Annotated in this window: 15 protein-coding genes; 9 read left to right on the forward strand and 6 right to left on the reverse strand. The window is 57.2% G+C overall.

Translation table 11 applies throughout. The features are described from left to right. Positions 1–69 precede the first annotated feature (69 nt). Complete coding sequence (locus tag HZB29_00220) at positions 70–1,248, forward strand: PQQ-binding-like beta-propeller repeat protein (GenBank protein MBI5814018.1); 1,179 nt, start codon at positions 70–72, stop codon at positions 1,246–1,248. 21 nt (positions 1,249–1,269) lie between these two features. Here the strand turns inward: HZB29_00220 and HZB29_00225 are convergent, their stop codons facing one another. Then, complete coding sequence (locus HZB29_00225) at positions 1,270–2,019, reverse strand: ankyrin repeat domain-containing protein (protein ID MBI5814019.1); 750 nt, start codon at positions 2,017–2,019, stop codon at positions 1,270–1,272. A 43-nt stretch (positions 2,020–2,062) separates the two neighbouring features. Continuing rightward, positions 2,063–3,487 (reverse strand): amidophosphoribosyltransferase, encoded by a 1,425-nt coding sequence (locus tag HZB29_00230; GenBank protein MBI5814020.1) that lies wholly within the window; start codon positions 3,485–3,487, stop codon positions 2,063–2,065. A gap of 172 nt (positions 3,488–3,659) precedes the next feature. Between HZB29_00230 and polX the strand changes: the two genes are divergently transcribed. Then, positions 3,660–5,378 (forward strand): DNA polymerase/3'-5' exonuclease PolX, encoded by a 1,719-nt coding sequence (gene polX / locus HZB29_00235; protein MBI5814021.1) that lies wholly within the window; start codon positions 3,660–3,662, stop codon positions 5,376–5,378. Next, positions 5,375–6,007, forward strand: coding sequence for an endonuclease III (gene nth / locus HZB29_00240; GenBank protein MBI5814022.1), 633 nt, complete (start codon positions 5,375–5,377; stop codon positions 6,005–6,007). The genes polX and nth overlap by 4 nt, the downstream gene beginning before the upstream one ends. Before the next feature lie 44 nt (positions 6,008–6,051). Here the strand turns inward: nth and HZB29_00245 are convergent, their stop codons facing one another. Then, positions 6,052–6,462 carry a hypothetical protein gene (locus tag HZB29_00245; protein MBI5814023.1) on the reverse strand — a complete coding sequence of 137 codons (411 nt, stop codon included), beginning with the start codon at positions 6,460–6,462 and terminating at the stop codon, positions 6,052–6,054. A 236-nt stretch (positions 6,463–6,698) separates the two neighbouring features. On the opposite strand from HZB29_00245, the gene HZB29_00250 reads away from it, so the two are divergent. Then, positions 6,699–7,334, forward strand: a complete 636-nt coding sequence (locus HZB29_00250; GenBank protein ID MBI5814024.1) for a hypothetical protein — start codon at positions 6,699–6,701, stop codon at positions 7,332–7,334. A 32-nt stretch (positions 7,335–7,366) separates the two neighbouring features. Here the strand turns inward: HZB29_00250 and HZB29_00255 are convergent, their stop codons facing one another. Genes HZB29_00255 through udk form a run of 3 tightly spaced genes read right to left on the reverse strand, consistent with a single transcriptional unit; the run spans position 7,367 to position 10,038 of the window. Continuing rightward, positions 7,367–7,669, reverse strand: coding sequence for a hypothetical protein (locus HZB29_00255; protein MBI5814025.1), 303 nt, complete (start codon positions 7,667–7,669; stop codon positions 7,367–7,369). A gap of 34 nt (positions 7,670–7,703) precedes the next feature. Then, complete coding sequence (locus tag HZB29_00260; protein ID MBI5814026.1) at positions 7,704–9,362, reverse strand: phosphotransferase; 1,659 nt, start codon at positions 9,360–9,362, stop codon at positions 7,704–7,706. 34 nt (positions 9,363–9,396) lie between these two features. Next, positions 9,397–10,038, reverse strand: a complete 642-nt coding sequence (udk, locus tag HZB29_00265) for a uridine kinase (GenBank protein ID MBI5814027.1) — start codon at positions 10,036–10,038, stop codon at positions 9,397–9,399. Positions 10,039–10,097: 59 nt separating this feature from the next. Between udk and HZB29_00270 the strand changes: the two genes are divergently transcribed. The 5 genes from HZB29_00270 to HZB29_00290 all read left to right on the forward strand — a co-directional run bounded on the left by HZB29_00270 (position 10,098) and on the right by HZB29_00290 (position 15,616). Beyond that, positions 10,098–10,730 carry a hypothetical protein gene (locus HZB29_00270; GenBank protein ID MBI5814028.1) on the forward strand — a complete coding sequence of 211 codons (633 nt, stop codon included), beginning with the start codon at positions 10,098–10,100 and terminating at the stop codon, positions 10,728–10,730. 70 nt (positions 10,731–10,800) lie between these two features. Further along, entirely contained in the window at positions 10,801–12,354 is a 1,554-nt protein-coding gene (locus HZB29_00275; protein MBI5814029.1) for a hypothetical protein, read from the forward strand. After that, entirely contained in the window at positions 12,351–13,721 is a 1,371-nt protein-coding gene (locus HZB29_00280; protein ID MBI5814030.1) for a diguanylate cyclase, read from the forward strand. Before HZB29_00275 ends, HZB29_00280 begins: the two co-directional genes overlap by 4 nt. A 46-nt stretch (positions 13,722–13,767) precedes the next feature. Continuing rightward, complete coding sequence (plsY, locus tag HZB29_00285; protein ID MBI5814031.1) at positions 13,768–14,424, forward strand: glycerol-3-phosphate 1-O-acyltransferase PlsY; 657 nt, start codon at positions 13,768–13,770, stop codon at positions 14,422–14,424. A gap of 295 nt (positions 14,425–14,719) precedes the next feature. Then, positions 14,720–15,616 carry a DnaJ domain-containing protein gene (locus HZB29_00290; GenBank protein MBI5814032.1) on the forward strand — a complete coding sequence of 299 codons (897 nt, stop codon included), beginning with the start codon at positions 14,720–14,722 and terminating at the stop codon, positions 15,614–15,616. Positions 15,617–15,752: the final 136 nt, after the last annotated feature.

Raw genomic sequence — 15,752 nt, forward strand, 5'->3', positions numbered from 1 at the left:
AAGTGGAAGCGGCGGCGAAAAGACGTCTATAATGTGAGCCTTACTTTAAACGAAGGCGGTGCTATCAAGATGGGAAAATGCAGGGTGATCACGGCATGCCTGGTGGCTGCCTTTTTGGCGGGATGCTCCGGCGGCGCTTCGCAGGGGAGTTTTACCGGCGACACGGGGCGCAAAATAACCTCCGCCGGAGAGGCGATGTACCGCGGTGGGAGCGAACGCAACGGCGTGTACAACCACACGGGCCTTGCAAAGCTCAACGGCCTAAAATGGAAGTTCACCGCAGGCTCTCTGTTAAACAAGTATACCGGCTCCCTATGGATATACTCCAGCGTGGCGGTGGCGGACGGGATTGCCTATTTTGGGGCTGGCGACGGCAGGATGTACGCCGTGGACGCCCAATCCGGAGAGCTTAAATGGAGCTTTAAGAGTTCGAGGATGTATGGAGGGTGGTTTGTCTCCTCCCCGGCGGTGGCGGACGGGGTGGTCTATATAGGCTGCGGCGATGGCTTTTTGTATGCGCTGGACGCAAAATCAGGCGCCGGGCTATGGAAGTTTGACGCCGAGGCGGAGGTGGCCTCTTCACCTGCGGTGGTGGACGGGGTCGTGTATTTCGGCGATTACAAGGGGACTATGTACGCGGCGGACGCGCGGACAGGGAAAATAAACTGGCGGTTCGACGCAAACGGGACGGTCACATCGTCTCCAGCCGTCTCCGGCGGGGTGGTGTTCTTCGGCGGCAGATCAAGCCATGTTTACGCTCTCGACGCAAAGTCCGGCAAGGAGATATGGCGCTTCAAGGCCGGAAAGGACGTGGACAGCTCCCCGGCTGTGGCGGGGGGGATGGTGTATTTCGGAGCCGCCGACAAGCATATATACGGCGTGGACGCGGCCACCGGCAAGGAAGTTTGGAAATTCAATGCCGGGCATAACGTCTATTCTTCCCCGGCGGTGTTCAATGGCTTTGTGATAGCCGGCAGCTGGGACGGATACCTTTACGCCCTGGACGCGGCCACAGGCGCCGAAAAGTGGAAGGTGAAAACGAAGTACAGGGTCGATTCAGCCCCTACCATAGCCGGAGGTGTGGTATATTTCGGCAGCGGGGACAAGCACATATATGCGCTGGAGCTGGCCACCGGCAAGGAACTTTGGCGGTACCAGACTGGAAAGGAAGTGCGCACCTCCCCGGCGATTCTCGACGGGATGATTATCACCGGAAGCGAGGACGGCTCCGTTTACGCGCTGAATTGAAATGAAGCAGGCGGCCTCCGGTCATCCCTTTGCGGATTCGAGCAGCCGGGCCGCCTCCTCGTTTCCTTTGGACACGGCGATGTCGTGCGGGGTTTTCCCGGCGATGTTCTTGGCCCGCAGGTTCGCCCCGTTGGCCAAAAGCATCCGGATCATGTCCGCGTCCCCTCCTTCCGCGGCGGCGTGAAGGGGGGTAATGCCTAATTCGTCCTGGGCGTTGACGTTGGCCCCTTTGTTAAGCAGATCCACCGCCACCCGCTCCTCGCTGTTCAAGGCAGCTCCCATTAAAGGGGTCCATCCCTCGTCATCCGGCGCGTCCACTGCCGCCCCCTTGTCCAGCAAGAGCCGCACGATGTCGTCCATGCCGAACTCGGCGGCCATCAGCAGCGCCGTTTCGCCATAGATGTTCTTCGCGCCGGGATTTGCCCCCATCGCTATAAGTTCGCGCGCCATGTCCGGCTGGTCGGAGGTGACGGCCCGCATCAGTGGCGTCTCGCCATACAGGTTGGTGATGTCCGGCGTTGCGCCGTGCATCATAAGGTACCGCGCCATCTCAAGCTTACCGTGTTCCACGGCGGCCAGCAGCGGGGAGGAACCGTTCTGCAGTTTCGCGTTGATGCCGGTGCCTTTGTCCATCATCTCCCGGGCGGTGGACATATCCCCATCGGCGGCCGCGCCCAGAAGTTTGCGGATTTTGGCGCCAGGGCCCAATGACCGGAAAAGCCACGCAGCCCCGGACACGAGGATGGCCGCCGCAATCAGAATTTCGTCCATAATGGCAGAAACGGGTTGAAAGGTAATCCAAACAGGAAGCCGGTCAACCGGCGATTCCGCGCGGCTCCGGTGTCTCGTCCAAAAGCATCAGTTGCGCCTCTATCGCCGGTGTTGTGACGGGATATTCTCCGTTGAAACACGCCTTGCAAAAGTCCTCACCCCGCCCCTTCAGGGCGTTGAGCATACCTTCCATGGAAAGATAGGCCAGCGAGTCGGCCGCCAGGAATTTTCTTATGTCCTCCACCCCGTAGGTGGCGGCGATCAAGTCTGAACGGGCCGGGGTGTCTATCCCGTAAAAGCACGAATGGGTGGTGGGCGGGGAGGATATGCGCATATGCACCTCCCTGGCCCCGGCTTCGCGCACCATGCGGACAAGCTTTCGGGAGGTGGTGCCGCGGACTATTGAATCGTCCACCAGAATCACCCGCTTCCCCTCTATAAGCTCCCGCACCGGATTGAGCTTTATTTTCACCCCGAAATGGCGGATCGACTGCGCCGGCTCTATGAACGTGCGCCCGACGTAATGGTTGCGGATAATCCCTTTTTCAAAAGGTATTCCGGACTGTTTGGCGAATCCCAGCGCCGCCCCTATCCCGGAGTCCGGCACCGGGATCACGTAATCAGCGTCAACCGGCGATTCAACGGCCAGCGCCCGGCCGAACCTTTTGCGCACGGCGTAAACGTTGGCGCCGAACACGTCGGAGTCCGGCCTGGCGAAATATATGTATTCGAATATGCAGTGCCGCCTTGGCTGGCGCTGGAAGGGGAAATGGCTGAAGACCCCTTCCTCGTTGACCAATATCACCTCGCCCGGTTCAACCTCGCGGATGAACTTCGCGTCTATCAGGTCGAAGGCGCAGGTCTCCGAGGCGAAAACATACGATTGGCCGAGCCTGCCCATAACAAGGGGGCGGAAACCGTGCGGGTCCCGCGCCGCGATTATCTCCCCCGCGCTCATGATCGCCAGCGAATACGCCCCTTTCACGTGCGAAAGGGCGTCCACCACCTGGTCTAGCAGGCGCTGTTTCCTGCTCATGGCGATAAGGTGGATTATCACCTCAGAGTCCATGGTGGAGCGGAATATGGAGCCGTTTCTTTCCAGCTCCTCCCTTATGGACTTGGCGTTTATCAGGTTGCCGTTGTGCGCCAGGGCCAGCGGGCCGCTGTGGTATGAAATGTAAATCGGCTGGGCGTTCTTAATTTCCGACTCCCCCTGGGTGGAATACCTGTTGTGGCCGATGGCCATTGTACCCTTGAGGTTGTCTATCATGGATGAGTCGAAAATTTCGGAGACGAGCCCCATGCCGATCTCGGCGTAATGGCGGATCCCGTCCGATGACACTATGCCGGCAGACTCCTGTCCCCGGTGCTGGAGCGAGTACAAGCCCAGATAGGCAAGGTTGGCCGCTTCCGGGTGGCCATACACGGCCATCACGGCGCATTCTTCCTTGAACTTGTCCAATGCCATTTTTTAAGTCAAACGCCTTGCAAGAATGTCTTTATAGGATAGACCAGAAAGAGGACGTTTTGCGTATTTTCTTGCGGACGCCAGATTAAAAGCCCGCTGCAGCTTCTTCCGCCCGCTTTTTCCATTCCGGATGTTAACATAATCATAAAAACAGCCCGGTGAATTGCGATTCATGGAAAAATCAGCCGTAGCCGCAATGCTCAGCGAGATCGCCGTGATTCTGGACATTCTCGGCGAAAACCCTTTCAAGGTCAAAGCACACCAGAGCGCCGCCCGGGCCATCGAGACCCTGCCCGGCGATCTGGACGAAATCATGGCAGGGGATCATCTGACCGACATCAAGGGGATCGGATCGCACATCGCCGAAAAGATAAAGACCTTCGCCGCCGCAGGAGCGCTGCCGGAGCTTGAAGCGCTTCGTAAAAAAGTCCCCGCCGGGCTGTTTGATATCCTTAAAATCCCGGGACTGGGGCCGAAAAAAGCCAAGGCGCTGTGGGACAAGCTTGGAGTGACCACAATCCGCGAGCTGGAATACGCCTGCAACGAAAACAGGCTTGTGGAACTTTCCGGGTTCGGCGCCAAGAGCCAGGAAAATATCATCAAGGGGATCAAGAACGTCACAAAATTCGCCGGGAGGCGTCTGGCGCCGGAAGCCTTCGCCGCCGCTGGACCTGTTATCGAATGGGTGCTCAAAGGCCCGGCGGTCAAAAGAGCCCAACTTGCCGGCAGCGTCCGCAGGGGGTTGGAGACGGTGAAGGACATTGATATCGTGGCGTCGTCGCAAAATCCCGAGAAAGTTATGGATAGGTTCGTGAAAGCCCCCGGCGTTGCCGAAATCATCGGGCAGGGCCCCACAAAATCGTCCATCCGGCTTGAATCCGGCTTCCAGGTGGACCTGCGCGTGGTGGACGACGCTCAATACCCTTTCGCTCTGCATCACTTCACCGGCAGCCGGGAACACAACACCCTGATGCGGTCACGCGCCAAGGCCATGGGGCTGAAGATGAACGAATACGGCGTGTTCCGGGGTGAAAAGCTGATCGCGTGCGGCGATGAGGAGGAGATATTCGCGGCGCTAAAGCTTGCCTATATCCCGCCGGAGCTTCGGGAAGGGATTGACGAGATTGATGAATCGGAAAAAGGGCGCATCCCAAAACTCGTCGAACCCGGCGATATAACCGGAATATTCCACGCCCACACGGTGGCCAGCGACGGGGTGGACACGCTGGAGAACATGGCGGCCGCATGCAAAAAGATGGGGAGCAAATATCTGGGGATATCAGAACATTCCCGCACGGCAGCCTACGCAGGGGGGCTTTCGATTGACGAACTGGAAAAGCAGGGGGACGAAATAGACGAGGTGAACGCAAAACTTTCCGGATTCCGGGTGTTCAAGGGGGTGGAGTCGGACATTCTCAACGACGGGTCGTTGGACTATCCGGACAAGGTTTTGGCGAAGCTCGATTTTGTCATCGCATCGGTCCATTCCGGATTCAACATGGACGAAAAAAAGATGACGGAGCGGATAGTCCGGGCCATCGAAAATCCGTTCACCACCATGCTCGGCCACCCCACCGGAAGGCTTTTGCTGGCAAGGGACGGATATCCTGTGAACATGGGAAAAGTTATCGAAGCCTGCGCGAAACATGATGTGATAATCGAACTTAACGCCAATCCCCACAGGCTGGACATAGACTGGCGCGTGATGAAGCTTGCGAAGGACGCAGGGGTGAAGATATCCGTCAATCCAGACGCCCACAGGGTAAGCGGCCTTGCGGACGTGGCATGGGGGGTGGCCGCCGCCCGGAAAGGCTGGCTTGAAAAAGGAGACGTGTTCAACACAATGGCCCCGGACAAGATTGAGAAAGAACTTGAGCGGAGAAAAAAATGAAGATTAAGGATTTGGCGGTCAAAGTTGACGCCGTTTTAAAGAAGAGGTATCCAGACGCGAAAACGAGCCTCGATTTTTCCACTCCGCTGGAATTGCTGGTGGCCACCATATTGTCGGCCCAGTGCACGGACGAACGGGTGAACATGGTCACCAAAACGCTTTTTAAAAAATACCGGACGGCGAAGGACTACGCCGCCGCCCCCATTGAAAAACTGGAGGAGGACATACGGTCCACCGGGTTTTACAAGAACAAGGCAAAATCATTGAAAGCGTGTAGCGGGGACATAGTGGAAAAACATGGCGGAAAAGTCCCCTCCACGATGGAGGAGTTGACCAGCCTTCACGGCGTGGGGCGCAAGACCGCCAATGTGGTGCTAGGCGCGGCGTTCGGTGTGCCGGGGGTGGTGGTGGACACGCACGTGGGGCGCGTCTCCCAACGGCTCGGAATCGCAAAAGAGAAGACGCCGGAGAAGATAGAGATCGAGCTTATGGACTCCGTGCCGAAAAAGGACTGGACCGGATTTTCGCTGCGGATGATCCATTTCGGGCGCGAATTCTGCCAGGCGAAAAAACCGCGATGCGGGGAATGCCCAATTTATGATTTATGCGGATGGGAAGGGAAGAAATAAAAAAGGCCGCGTAATACGGCCAGCCTCCAAGGGGAGCTTTAATCTTACGCCACAGCCTTGAATCCGTCGCTCCCGCTGTAAACGTTGGCGATATTCGCCTGGCTTGCCGGGGTCAACGTGGGGGTGGCGAAGGACTTGGTCTCAGGCTTTGCCCCCTGCGGCTTTGCCGCTTGCGTCTTCGTGGTCTGGGTTTTTGCGGCGGCCGCCCCAAGTTTGGTCTCTTTTTTTGCCGGAGCGGCGGCGCTGATCCCTTTGCCGTCGTCTTTCTTGGGAGCGGGAGTGGCCGCGGCGTTTATCTGTTTGCGGCTGGGCTGGGCGGTGAGCGCGAGTTTTTGGATTATGTCAGTCCTAGCCCCTTCCGGGCCAAGAACCTTGGCTTCCTTGACCTTCGCTTGAAGCGCAAACTCCTCACGCGCCTGAACTAAAGGTGAATTGACCATCCTTCCAACCGCCATTTTGTTTTCTCCTTATTGGAGCAAACCCTGCTTATTCCATGTAGCTTGCAAAGCCGCATGGCGCGCTGGAAAGTTTCCTCACGGCTCTTTCTATCTGATTAAATTTAAACGCTATTTGGATGAAATGTCAATGCCTGCGCAATGTTTTGAAATAAAAGGGGATATTTTGCCATCAGGCCTTAGTTAAACCCTGGATTATATAAAAATCAGGCTGTGATATATTAGAAGCCATGCCGATGAAAAAAGCGATCCTCATCGAAAATATCCCATTTAACATAGACCCGTTGCGCGTTTTGCGTGAAATGAAGATCCCGCATATCAAGTCGCTGGACGAAATCACTGAAAGGCCGCTCGCCGCCGCCATCAAAAGGGGGATAGACAAAGCCTACTCTCTTATCGAGGGCAAAGGAGTGTTCAAAACATACGCCCTGAACGGTGTGCATGGCGAAGAGGTGGAATGTGAGGGCTTCAGCGGTGTTTTCAGGGGGAAACATATGATCAAGCTGCTGGCCGAATGCGATCACGCGACGCTGCTGGCCTGCACCATCGGGCCAAAGCTGGAAAGCGAGGTCGAGCGCCTGCAAAACAGCGGAGAACTTACGGAAGCGTTCACCCTGGAAATGATAGGCGGATGGATGGCCGACTACATGGCCGAAAGGGTGGACGAGCGTATAGCGAGGGAAATAAAAAAAGCCGGGTATGTTGAAACTATGCGGTTCTCCCCCGGCTATGGAGACTGGGGGCTGGAGAACCAGCCGCAGGTGTTGAAAATGGCCGAAGCGGAACGGATCGGCGTCAAGCTCACGGAAACGAACATAATGATCCCCCGCAAATCAGTCTCCGCCGTCATCGGCTGGAAACGGGCCGGCTGACACGGCCCGCCGGGCTGTCCGTTTCACGCAGGTTACGACCCGCTCCCCATCATCGCTTGCATCTCGGCTATCTTTTTCTTGAGGTCTTCCACCTCCGCCTTGGTGGCAAGCCCAGCCTTGTCCAGCGATTTTTTCACCGCCGTGTCAATGAACTCGGTCAGTTTTTTGCGATGGTCCTCGCCCGCCGTTTCCATCTCCTTAAAAAGCCGCTCACCCTCTTCCTTGCTGGCCTTGCCCGCTTCCGCAAGGTTGTCCGTGAGCTTTTTAAGGTTTTCCTTGGACAGCCACAAGGCGCCCACTCCGATTTTCGCCGCATCTTTCAGGATTTCAAACATAAGCCCTCCTTTTAGCCGGATTTATTAACGACCGTCACTCAAGCCTTCCTGACACCATTATCGCCCATAAAATGCGTAATCCCATAAAAAGCGACACCGCATATCCCAACATCCCAAGCGCCGAAAGGCCTAATATCTTCGGCGGCACCCCGGCGCTTAAAACCATCGAGGAACCCACGAAAAGGGCCGCCGTCAGTATGCCGAACACAAGCCTGTTTGCCGAATGCTCCAGCCCCCGGTGCTCCATGTGTATCTCAAGCGTCTCCTTGCGGAACCGCTCAAGTATGTCCACCATGGCCGGCGGCACGTATTCCAGGAAGTCCCGCATCGACTCCGCCATCCTGCGCGCCTTGTTTAATTTCCGCAGAGGTGAGGAGATAGCCGCCCCGAAGCTCCTTTCGTAGGGCTTGATTAGCGACACCAGGCTGAACTTCGGTTCCAGCGCCCTGTTCGTCCCCTCCAGCGTCACCAGTGTTTTCATGAGCATCACCGCTTCCGCCGGAAGGATGATGTGCCGCCTGTGGATGATGGAAATGGCCTCGTTGAGCGCGTCTGAAAGCCGCAGGCTGGCGACAGGGATTGCCCCATAGTAGGATATGAAATCGGCAAGTTCCGTTCCAAGGGCGCTCTGGTCGAAATCCGGAGGGAGCGATCCGATCTTCACAATTATCCTGACAAGCCTGTCAGAGTCGCCTGAAATCACCGCCGGAACAAGTTCCTCGATGTACTCACGTATCCGCGCTGAAAGCCTTCCGGCCATTCCAAAGTCCAGCAGCGCCACTTTGCCGTCCTCGGTGACAAGGATGTTGCCGGGGTGCGGATCGGCGTGGTAGAACCCTGTCCCGAAGATCATCGCCAGGTATATCCTCGCCACCTTCTCGGCGATCCGCTGCAGGTCAACCCCTTTTTTCAAAAGCTCGTCCGGCCTGCTTAAGAACGTTCCGTCCAGCCATTCCATCACCAGCGTTTTGGAAGAGGTCAGGTCATCGTAAACCTTCGGTATCTTGACAGAAGGGTCGCCGGAAAGGTCATCGGCCAGATTGGCTATGTTGCGCGCCTCTCTCTGGAAATCCATCTCGCGGGTGAGGGTCCTTGCAAACTGGGCCACGGTTTCCTTTGGCCGGAAATGGCGCGATTCCTCCACGTAGGACTCCAGGAACGACGCGATGTCCAGCAATATCTCCATATCCGTGGCTATCATTTTTTCAATGCCCGGATGGCGCACTTTCACGGCCACTTTCTCGCCCGTCTTAAGCCATGCCACATGGACCTGCCCGATGGACCCGGATGCCACGGCCTTGGGCTCGAACTTGTCAAAAACGTCCTCCACGCTTTTGCCCAGTTCCGATTCGATGACGTTTTTGACCAAATCGTATGGGTCCGCGTCCACGTCGGCCTGGAGTTTTTTCAACTCTTCGGAGAGGGGTATCCCGGCGATGTCCGGCCGCACGGAGAGTATCTGGCCGAACTTGATGAACGTGGGCCCAAGCTCGATGAGGGCGAGGCGGATACGTTCCTCGGTGGAAAGGTTCAAAAGCTCCCTGGGGGAGCCTCGCTGCAGTATTTCGCGGGCGAAATCGAACTCCACCCGGTGGGCCCAGTCCGCCAGGCCGTAGCGCACCAGTACCGTGATTATTTCACGGTATCTGGCGATGTGCCTGCCGGCGCGGGACAGCCTCACTCCTATGGCCATGGTATGGCGTCCAGTTGGATTTTTACTGCCATGATTATACCATCCGGCCGCGTATAATTTCCGCCGCCCGGGTCAATGACCGCATATCTTTTATATTCCAGACGAGGATGAAGTCCGACTCCGCCCGGGTGGGCAAGATGTATTTTTCAAAGCCCGGCTCCACGGTATCGTTGAACTGGCGGATGACGGACTGCTCGCACCTCCCCCGTTCCAACGTGTCCCGGGCGATCCGTCTTTTCAGCCGCACATCCCTGTCCGCGTCCACAAACAATCGAAAGTCCAGAAGAGGCTGTATTGCGGCGGGGTGGAAAAGGAGTATCCCCTCCACGATGACAAGCCGGGCATGGGGGACCGGCTCCGCGTTCTGGATGGCCGCGTGGTTGGCGTAATCATAAATGGGCATCGCTATCCCCTCGCCGCGCCGCAATGTGGCCAGGTCTTCGGCCAGCAGCGAAAAGTTTAGCGCTTCCGGTTCGTCGTAATTTATCCTTGCGCGCTCTTCGGCGGATAGTGAGCTACGGTCAAGAAAATAGCGGTCCACGCCGATCACAAGGGGGGAGATATCGGCCATCATCTCCGCCAGCAGGTTGGCCACCATGGTCTTGCCCGCCGCCGATCCGCCGGAGATCCCGACGATGAAAGTTTTGCGGGGATTTCCGGTAAAAGATGCGTCCAATTTAAATAGTCTCCCAATCAGCGTATGCCGAAGGGTCATCATAATGTAAAATTGAACGTATGGATAACAAGCTTTCAAACCGGCGCCAGTGGTTCCGCGACGGCGTAAACTTCCTCGGCCGGGCGGTGATGGAGTTCAACGACGCCGCGAAGGACACCGTAGAAGTGACGGATGATTTGCCGCGACATAATCCGCTGGATCCCGCGCGCGGTTTCCTGCGCCCCCCCGGTGCGATAGCGGAGACTGAATTTGTTGTCCGGTGCGACAAATGCGGCGACTGCGTGAAAGCCTGCCCCGAAGGAGTTTTGTTTGCGGCAACCGCCCAAAGCGGGGCCATGGAGGGATATCCGGTATTCGACCCGGCGCGCAAGGCCTGCTTTCTTTGTTCGCCCCTGCATTGTGTGAACGCGTGCAAGGCAGGCGCGCTAAATCCGGTGGCGGACATAAGCGAGCTTGCAATGGGCAAGGCCAGGATGAATCCGGCCAAATGCAAGGCCAGCGAAGGGGATGAGTGCCGCCTGTGCCACGACTTCTGCCCGTTGTCCGGCAGGGCGGTGATATTGCTCGGCGGCCGGGCGGCCATACAGGCGTCCGAATGCGTCGGCTGCGGCCAATGCGAGTATCATTGCCTGCACAACGCCGGGCGCGGGGCTATCACCACATTGCCGAGAATTTCGGGCATGGCGGTCTGAAAAGAGGCGCGATTGCCCCGTGGTTCCTTTGCGTGTATCATAAACCGTTACAAATTATTCAAGCGGCGTTTTGACTTCCAACAAAACTAAAATACTGGTTGTCGGAGGCGACAACGGCAGGCGCGAGGCCATCAAGCGGGCCTTTCAAAGCGCCGGGGGCGCGCGGTTCAACATCGAGTTCCGCTCCTTTGCCCGGACGGCGGGAGTCCGTTCCACGCCACCGGACTTCGCCGCGGCCATCGTGGACTTTGAGACCGATCCCAAAGAAGCGGCCCACGCCGCCTTTCTACTGCGCTCGGCCCGGGCGGAAATGGGGATTGCGGTGATCGTCCCCTCCCTTGAATTCCAGACTCCCGTGGAGGCGCTCGACCTCGGGCTCGGCCCGGTGGTGATTTCCGACGAGGAAGGGATCGCGTCGCTTCCGGCCATCGCCGAGGCGATGACAAACGGAGATGAGCAGGCAGGGTCCGTTTCGGCCAGCAGCGCGCTGCGCGTGCGCAATCAGGAACTGCGCGACATAACCGACTCCTTGGCGCGCCAGAGCGTCCACCTGATCCATTTGCGGAACGAGCTGGCCGCGGAGAAAAGCAAGCTGGAGACAGTTATCAACGGTATGACCGACGGGGTGATATTCTTTGACGTTGACGGCAGGCTGGAGATGATAAATCCCGTGGCCACGGCCATTTTTCCCAGCCTTGACGCGGACGGGTATCCCGTAAAAGATGATTTTATCAAAACGATCGGGCGTGATGCGGCCGCCGAAAACAGGAAGGGGGATGACAAAGCCCACTCTTTTGACGCCATGATCGGCGGCAAGGCGTACAGGATCCGCCAGGCGGATGTGACGGACGCGTCGGGAAGCCCCGCCGGCTCGCTGATAATGCTGATGGACATAACCGCCGACAAGGAATATGAAAAGCTCAAGAACGATTTCACAAGTATGATCTCGCACGAGCTTCGCACGCCCCTTACCTCCATAGGCGCCGCCGTGGACAACTTTATAAGCGGAGCGCTTGGCGAAGTGACGGAAAACCAGCTCAAGTTCCTGGAGATGATCAGACGGAACGTGGACCGCCAGCAGGCGCTTATAGACGACCTTCTGGACATAGCCAAGTTCGAGGCGGGGCAGATGGAGCTTTGCGCCGAGATGTACAGCCTGCCGTGGGTTGTGAACTCATGTGTAGAGCAGTTTTCACTTGCCTACAAAGACCGCAAAATATCGCTGGAAACGCGGGCGCAACCGGATTTCCCCAAAGTCAGATGCGACCACAGGCTAATGACCCAGGCGGTCAACAACCTGCTTTCCAACGCGCTCAAGTTCACCGAAGATGGGGGATCGGTGGTGGCGGCGGTTTTGCCGGAGGAGCATGACGGGACGCCGATGGCCTGCGTCTGTGTTTCGGACACCGGCATCGGCATCCCGCACGGGCAGCGGGAGCGTATATTCGACAAGTACACCCAGTTGGACAGCTCCACCCGCAGGCGGTATTCGGGCACCGGGCTGGGGCTGGCTGTTGTCCGTGAAATCATGAAGGCCCACGGAGGTTTCGCGGCCGTGGAAAGCGAACCGGGCAAAGGGAGCGTATTCAAGCTGTTTTTACCAATAAGGGGCGAGGCGGCATGAAAAAATCAACCATCATGATCGTTGACGACGAGGAAGACATACGGCTAAACCTTGCCACTGCGCTGGGGCCGGAAGGTTACGAGGTTGTATGCGTTGAAAATGGCGACAAGGCGCTGGGAATGCTTGATGATGTGCGGCCCGGCCTTGTGATACTGGACATAATGATGCCGGGGCTGGACGGATACGAGGTGTGCCGCCGCATCAAGGAAAGCGGCCCGCAGAGCCCGGCGGTGGTCTTCGCCTCCGCGCTGCGGAAGACCCGGAACAAGGTGGAGGGGCTGGACCTGGGGGCGGACGACTATATAACCAAACCGTTCAACCTGGCCGAACTTAAAGCCAAGATCAGGTCCATATTCCGTGCGCAGGAAAGCCACAGGCAGTTGCTGGCGCTGGTGGACTTTTCCCGTTCGGTCAACTCCATAGATCCCGCCGCCCTGGGCGCCGCCTTCGCCGCAAGGTTTGGAGAGCTTGTGGAGGCCAACCTTTTTTCGCTGTTCTACCTGGAAGAGGAGGGGGGTGAGCTCAAGCTCGTAGGCCACAATCATTCAGAAAAAGAAATGGACGGGCTTTCTCTGCCCGCCGCCGAATCGCCGATCATGGCGGCGGCGCTTTCGGCCGGGAACGAGATAATGGTGGACAATTTCGCAACGACCCCATACGCCACCGGGGCCAGGCGCCCGAAATACACAGACGGGTATGCCATGTGCATCCCCCTTTCGGCCGGGGGTGAGTTTGTGGGGGTCATCAACGTCAGCGGGGGCGGAGCCGGATTTTTCATGAAAGATGATTTCGGCGTTCTGCGGCTTATGGCGGAGATCACCGCCGCATCCCTGGGCAATTGCAGGATGCACTCCCGGATAAACAGGCTCGCGGTCACCGACGGGCTCACAAAGGTGTTCAACCACCAGCATTTCCACAACCTGCTGGCGCTGGAATTCGAGCGGGCCAAAAGGTTTGGCCAGGACCTTTCATGCGTAATGCTGGACGTCGATTTTTTCAAGCGTATCAACGACACGTATGGGCATCAGGCAGGCGACACGGTGTTGCGGCATATCGCCGCAAAGCTGATGGGCCATCTTCGCAAGATAGACGTGGTGGCGCGGTACGGCGGCGAGGAGTTCGCCATCCTCCTCCCCCAGACAAATATCAAGGCGGCCGTGGCCGTGGCCGAAAGGATACGCGAAGACGTGGGCGCGAATCCGGTGGTCACCGAGGCTGGCTCCATCGGCGTCACGGTGTCCATGGGAGTGTCGGACATGACGGTGAAAGGGGTCAAAAAGGAGGCGGACCTGATCAAGAAGGCCGACGAGGCCCTTTACGCCGCCAAGCATGAAGGCAGGAACAGGACCAAGGTGCTATTGGCATGATTACCGGCGCCGCTTCTTTCAACTTTACATTCAGGATTCCCGGTAAATGACCATGCTGGCGGCCGCGTTGATCGCAAGTTATCTGGCCGGATCGATCCCCACAGCCCTCATCGCGGGCAAAATGGCTGGCGGGATAGACATACGAAAGCACGGCAGCGGCAACGCCGGGGCGACCAACGTGTACCGGCTGTTCGGGATGAAGCCGTACCTTGCCGTGCTCTCCTTGGACATGTTCAAAGGATTCATCGCGGTCACCTTGATTGCCCCGTTTGGCGCGGGAATTCTTTCCGGGGAGAGGACGGCGCTGTATTGCGGCCTTGCGGCGGTGGCCGGGCATATATGGACAGTGTTCGCCGGATTCAAGGGGGGCAAAGGGGTGGCCACTGCGGCCGGAATATTTTTAGGACTAAGCCCGGTGGTCACACTGCTGGCGGTGGCCATTTACCTGGCCGTGACGCTTACCACCAAATACGTGTCGCTAGGCTCCATGACAGCGGCCATAAGCGCGCCGATACTGCTTCTGCTGGACAAGTCGCTTTTTCATCCCACGCTGCCAGCGGAGCTTGCCGGAGCCGGTGTTGCGTTGGCGGCGCTCATCGTTTTTACACATAGGGAAAATATCAAGAGGCTGTTAAAGGGAGAAGAGCGCAAGACCGATTTTCTTGAAAGTTTCAAAAGCAAATCCACCGGCCAATCATCCTGATTTCCGTTTCCGGTCTTCGGCGCAAAGCATGTTCCATTCTGTCCATACCGCGATGTCGTTATAAAGCTTTAGAGTTCCGCCTGATCTGCCGAAATTGACTGTATGGGAAAACGGGCCTATTATGGTTTTAAAGCGCGTGGTGGCGCAAAAATGGCAATTGAAAGCTAATATGGCGATAGTGTCATGTCAATAATTTGACATTGACATTAATTTGCATGTAAATTAGCATACATTGTCATATAATTATTGCGGAATAGATTAAAGGGCGTCCATGTCGTACGGCTACGAACAAGAGATGACTCTGAAGCAGGCTTATGGCTTGCTGGAAGTCGCCGAAAATTCGGCAATAGAGACTGTCAAGCAGTCCTACAGGCGCGCCGCCAAGCTTTATCATCCCGACGCCGCATCAGGCCTTGCTGACACAGAGAAATTCCACAAAATAGTCACCGCGTACAACCTGATAACAAAAGACATCAAGCGCAAGCAGATCCTTTTCAAATCCACCCGCAAGGGGGCAGGAAAAGCTCCCGCCGGGGCGGAGGCCGCGCAGGCAGGCGGATGGAGGAGGTTTGCCGGGAAGACCGGATCGAAGTTCATGGACTTCATGGGTGGGATGCGCTCCAAGTCACAGCCCAAACCTTCGCATGAGAATAAAGCCAGGACCGGCAGTGAATGGAAAAGCACCAGCACGTTGACCTATGACGAACTGATCATACGGTTTGACAAGTCGCCCAACGTCTGGCTCCAGATAGAGGCGGCGCACGAAATATACAGCAGGTTCCGGGGAAGGTTTGAGTCCTTCGCCATCCCGCGGCTTCCCCGGGCGCAAGCCAGGGCGCTGGTGGAGCTGATCCAGGTGCTGGGCAAGATAAAGACGCAAACGGCTCTTGGCGCCATCGCGCCGTATCTTTCATCCGGCGACAAGGAGGTGTGCTGCTCGGCGTTCATGTCGCTTGAAAACGGAGGAGCCATCGGCCAGGAGATTCTGGACAAGTCCATACGGACCCCCTCGCCCATGATGTATTACATCACGGGACTGTTCAACCGCTCGCCGTTCGAGAAGCACGTTTTGAAAAGCCGCCTGGTGCCGTCGCAGAAGATGCGCCGGCTCACCGCCGTCACCCGCCGCACCGGCCTTCCGCTGCAGGACCTTCTCGAAGGGGTGGGCGTTTCGCTTCAAAGCCTGGCGTAGGCATCGTCTTTGCCCAAGATTGCGCCGGTGTCCGGCTCCCGCTGGTCTTTAACTAAAATAATATATATATTACTCCATCGCCTCTTGCCGGTTCACCCTGTAAAAAAATGACTGGAAGCGATCCTGTAAAAAAGAA

Source organism: Nitrospinota bacterium (assembly GCA_016235255.1).
Classification (GTDB): Bacteria; Nitrospinota_A; UBA7883; order UBA7883; family JACRLM01; genus JACRLM01.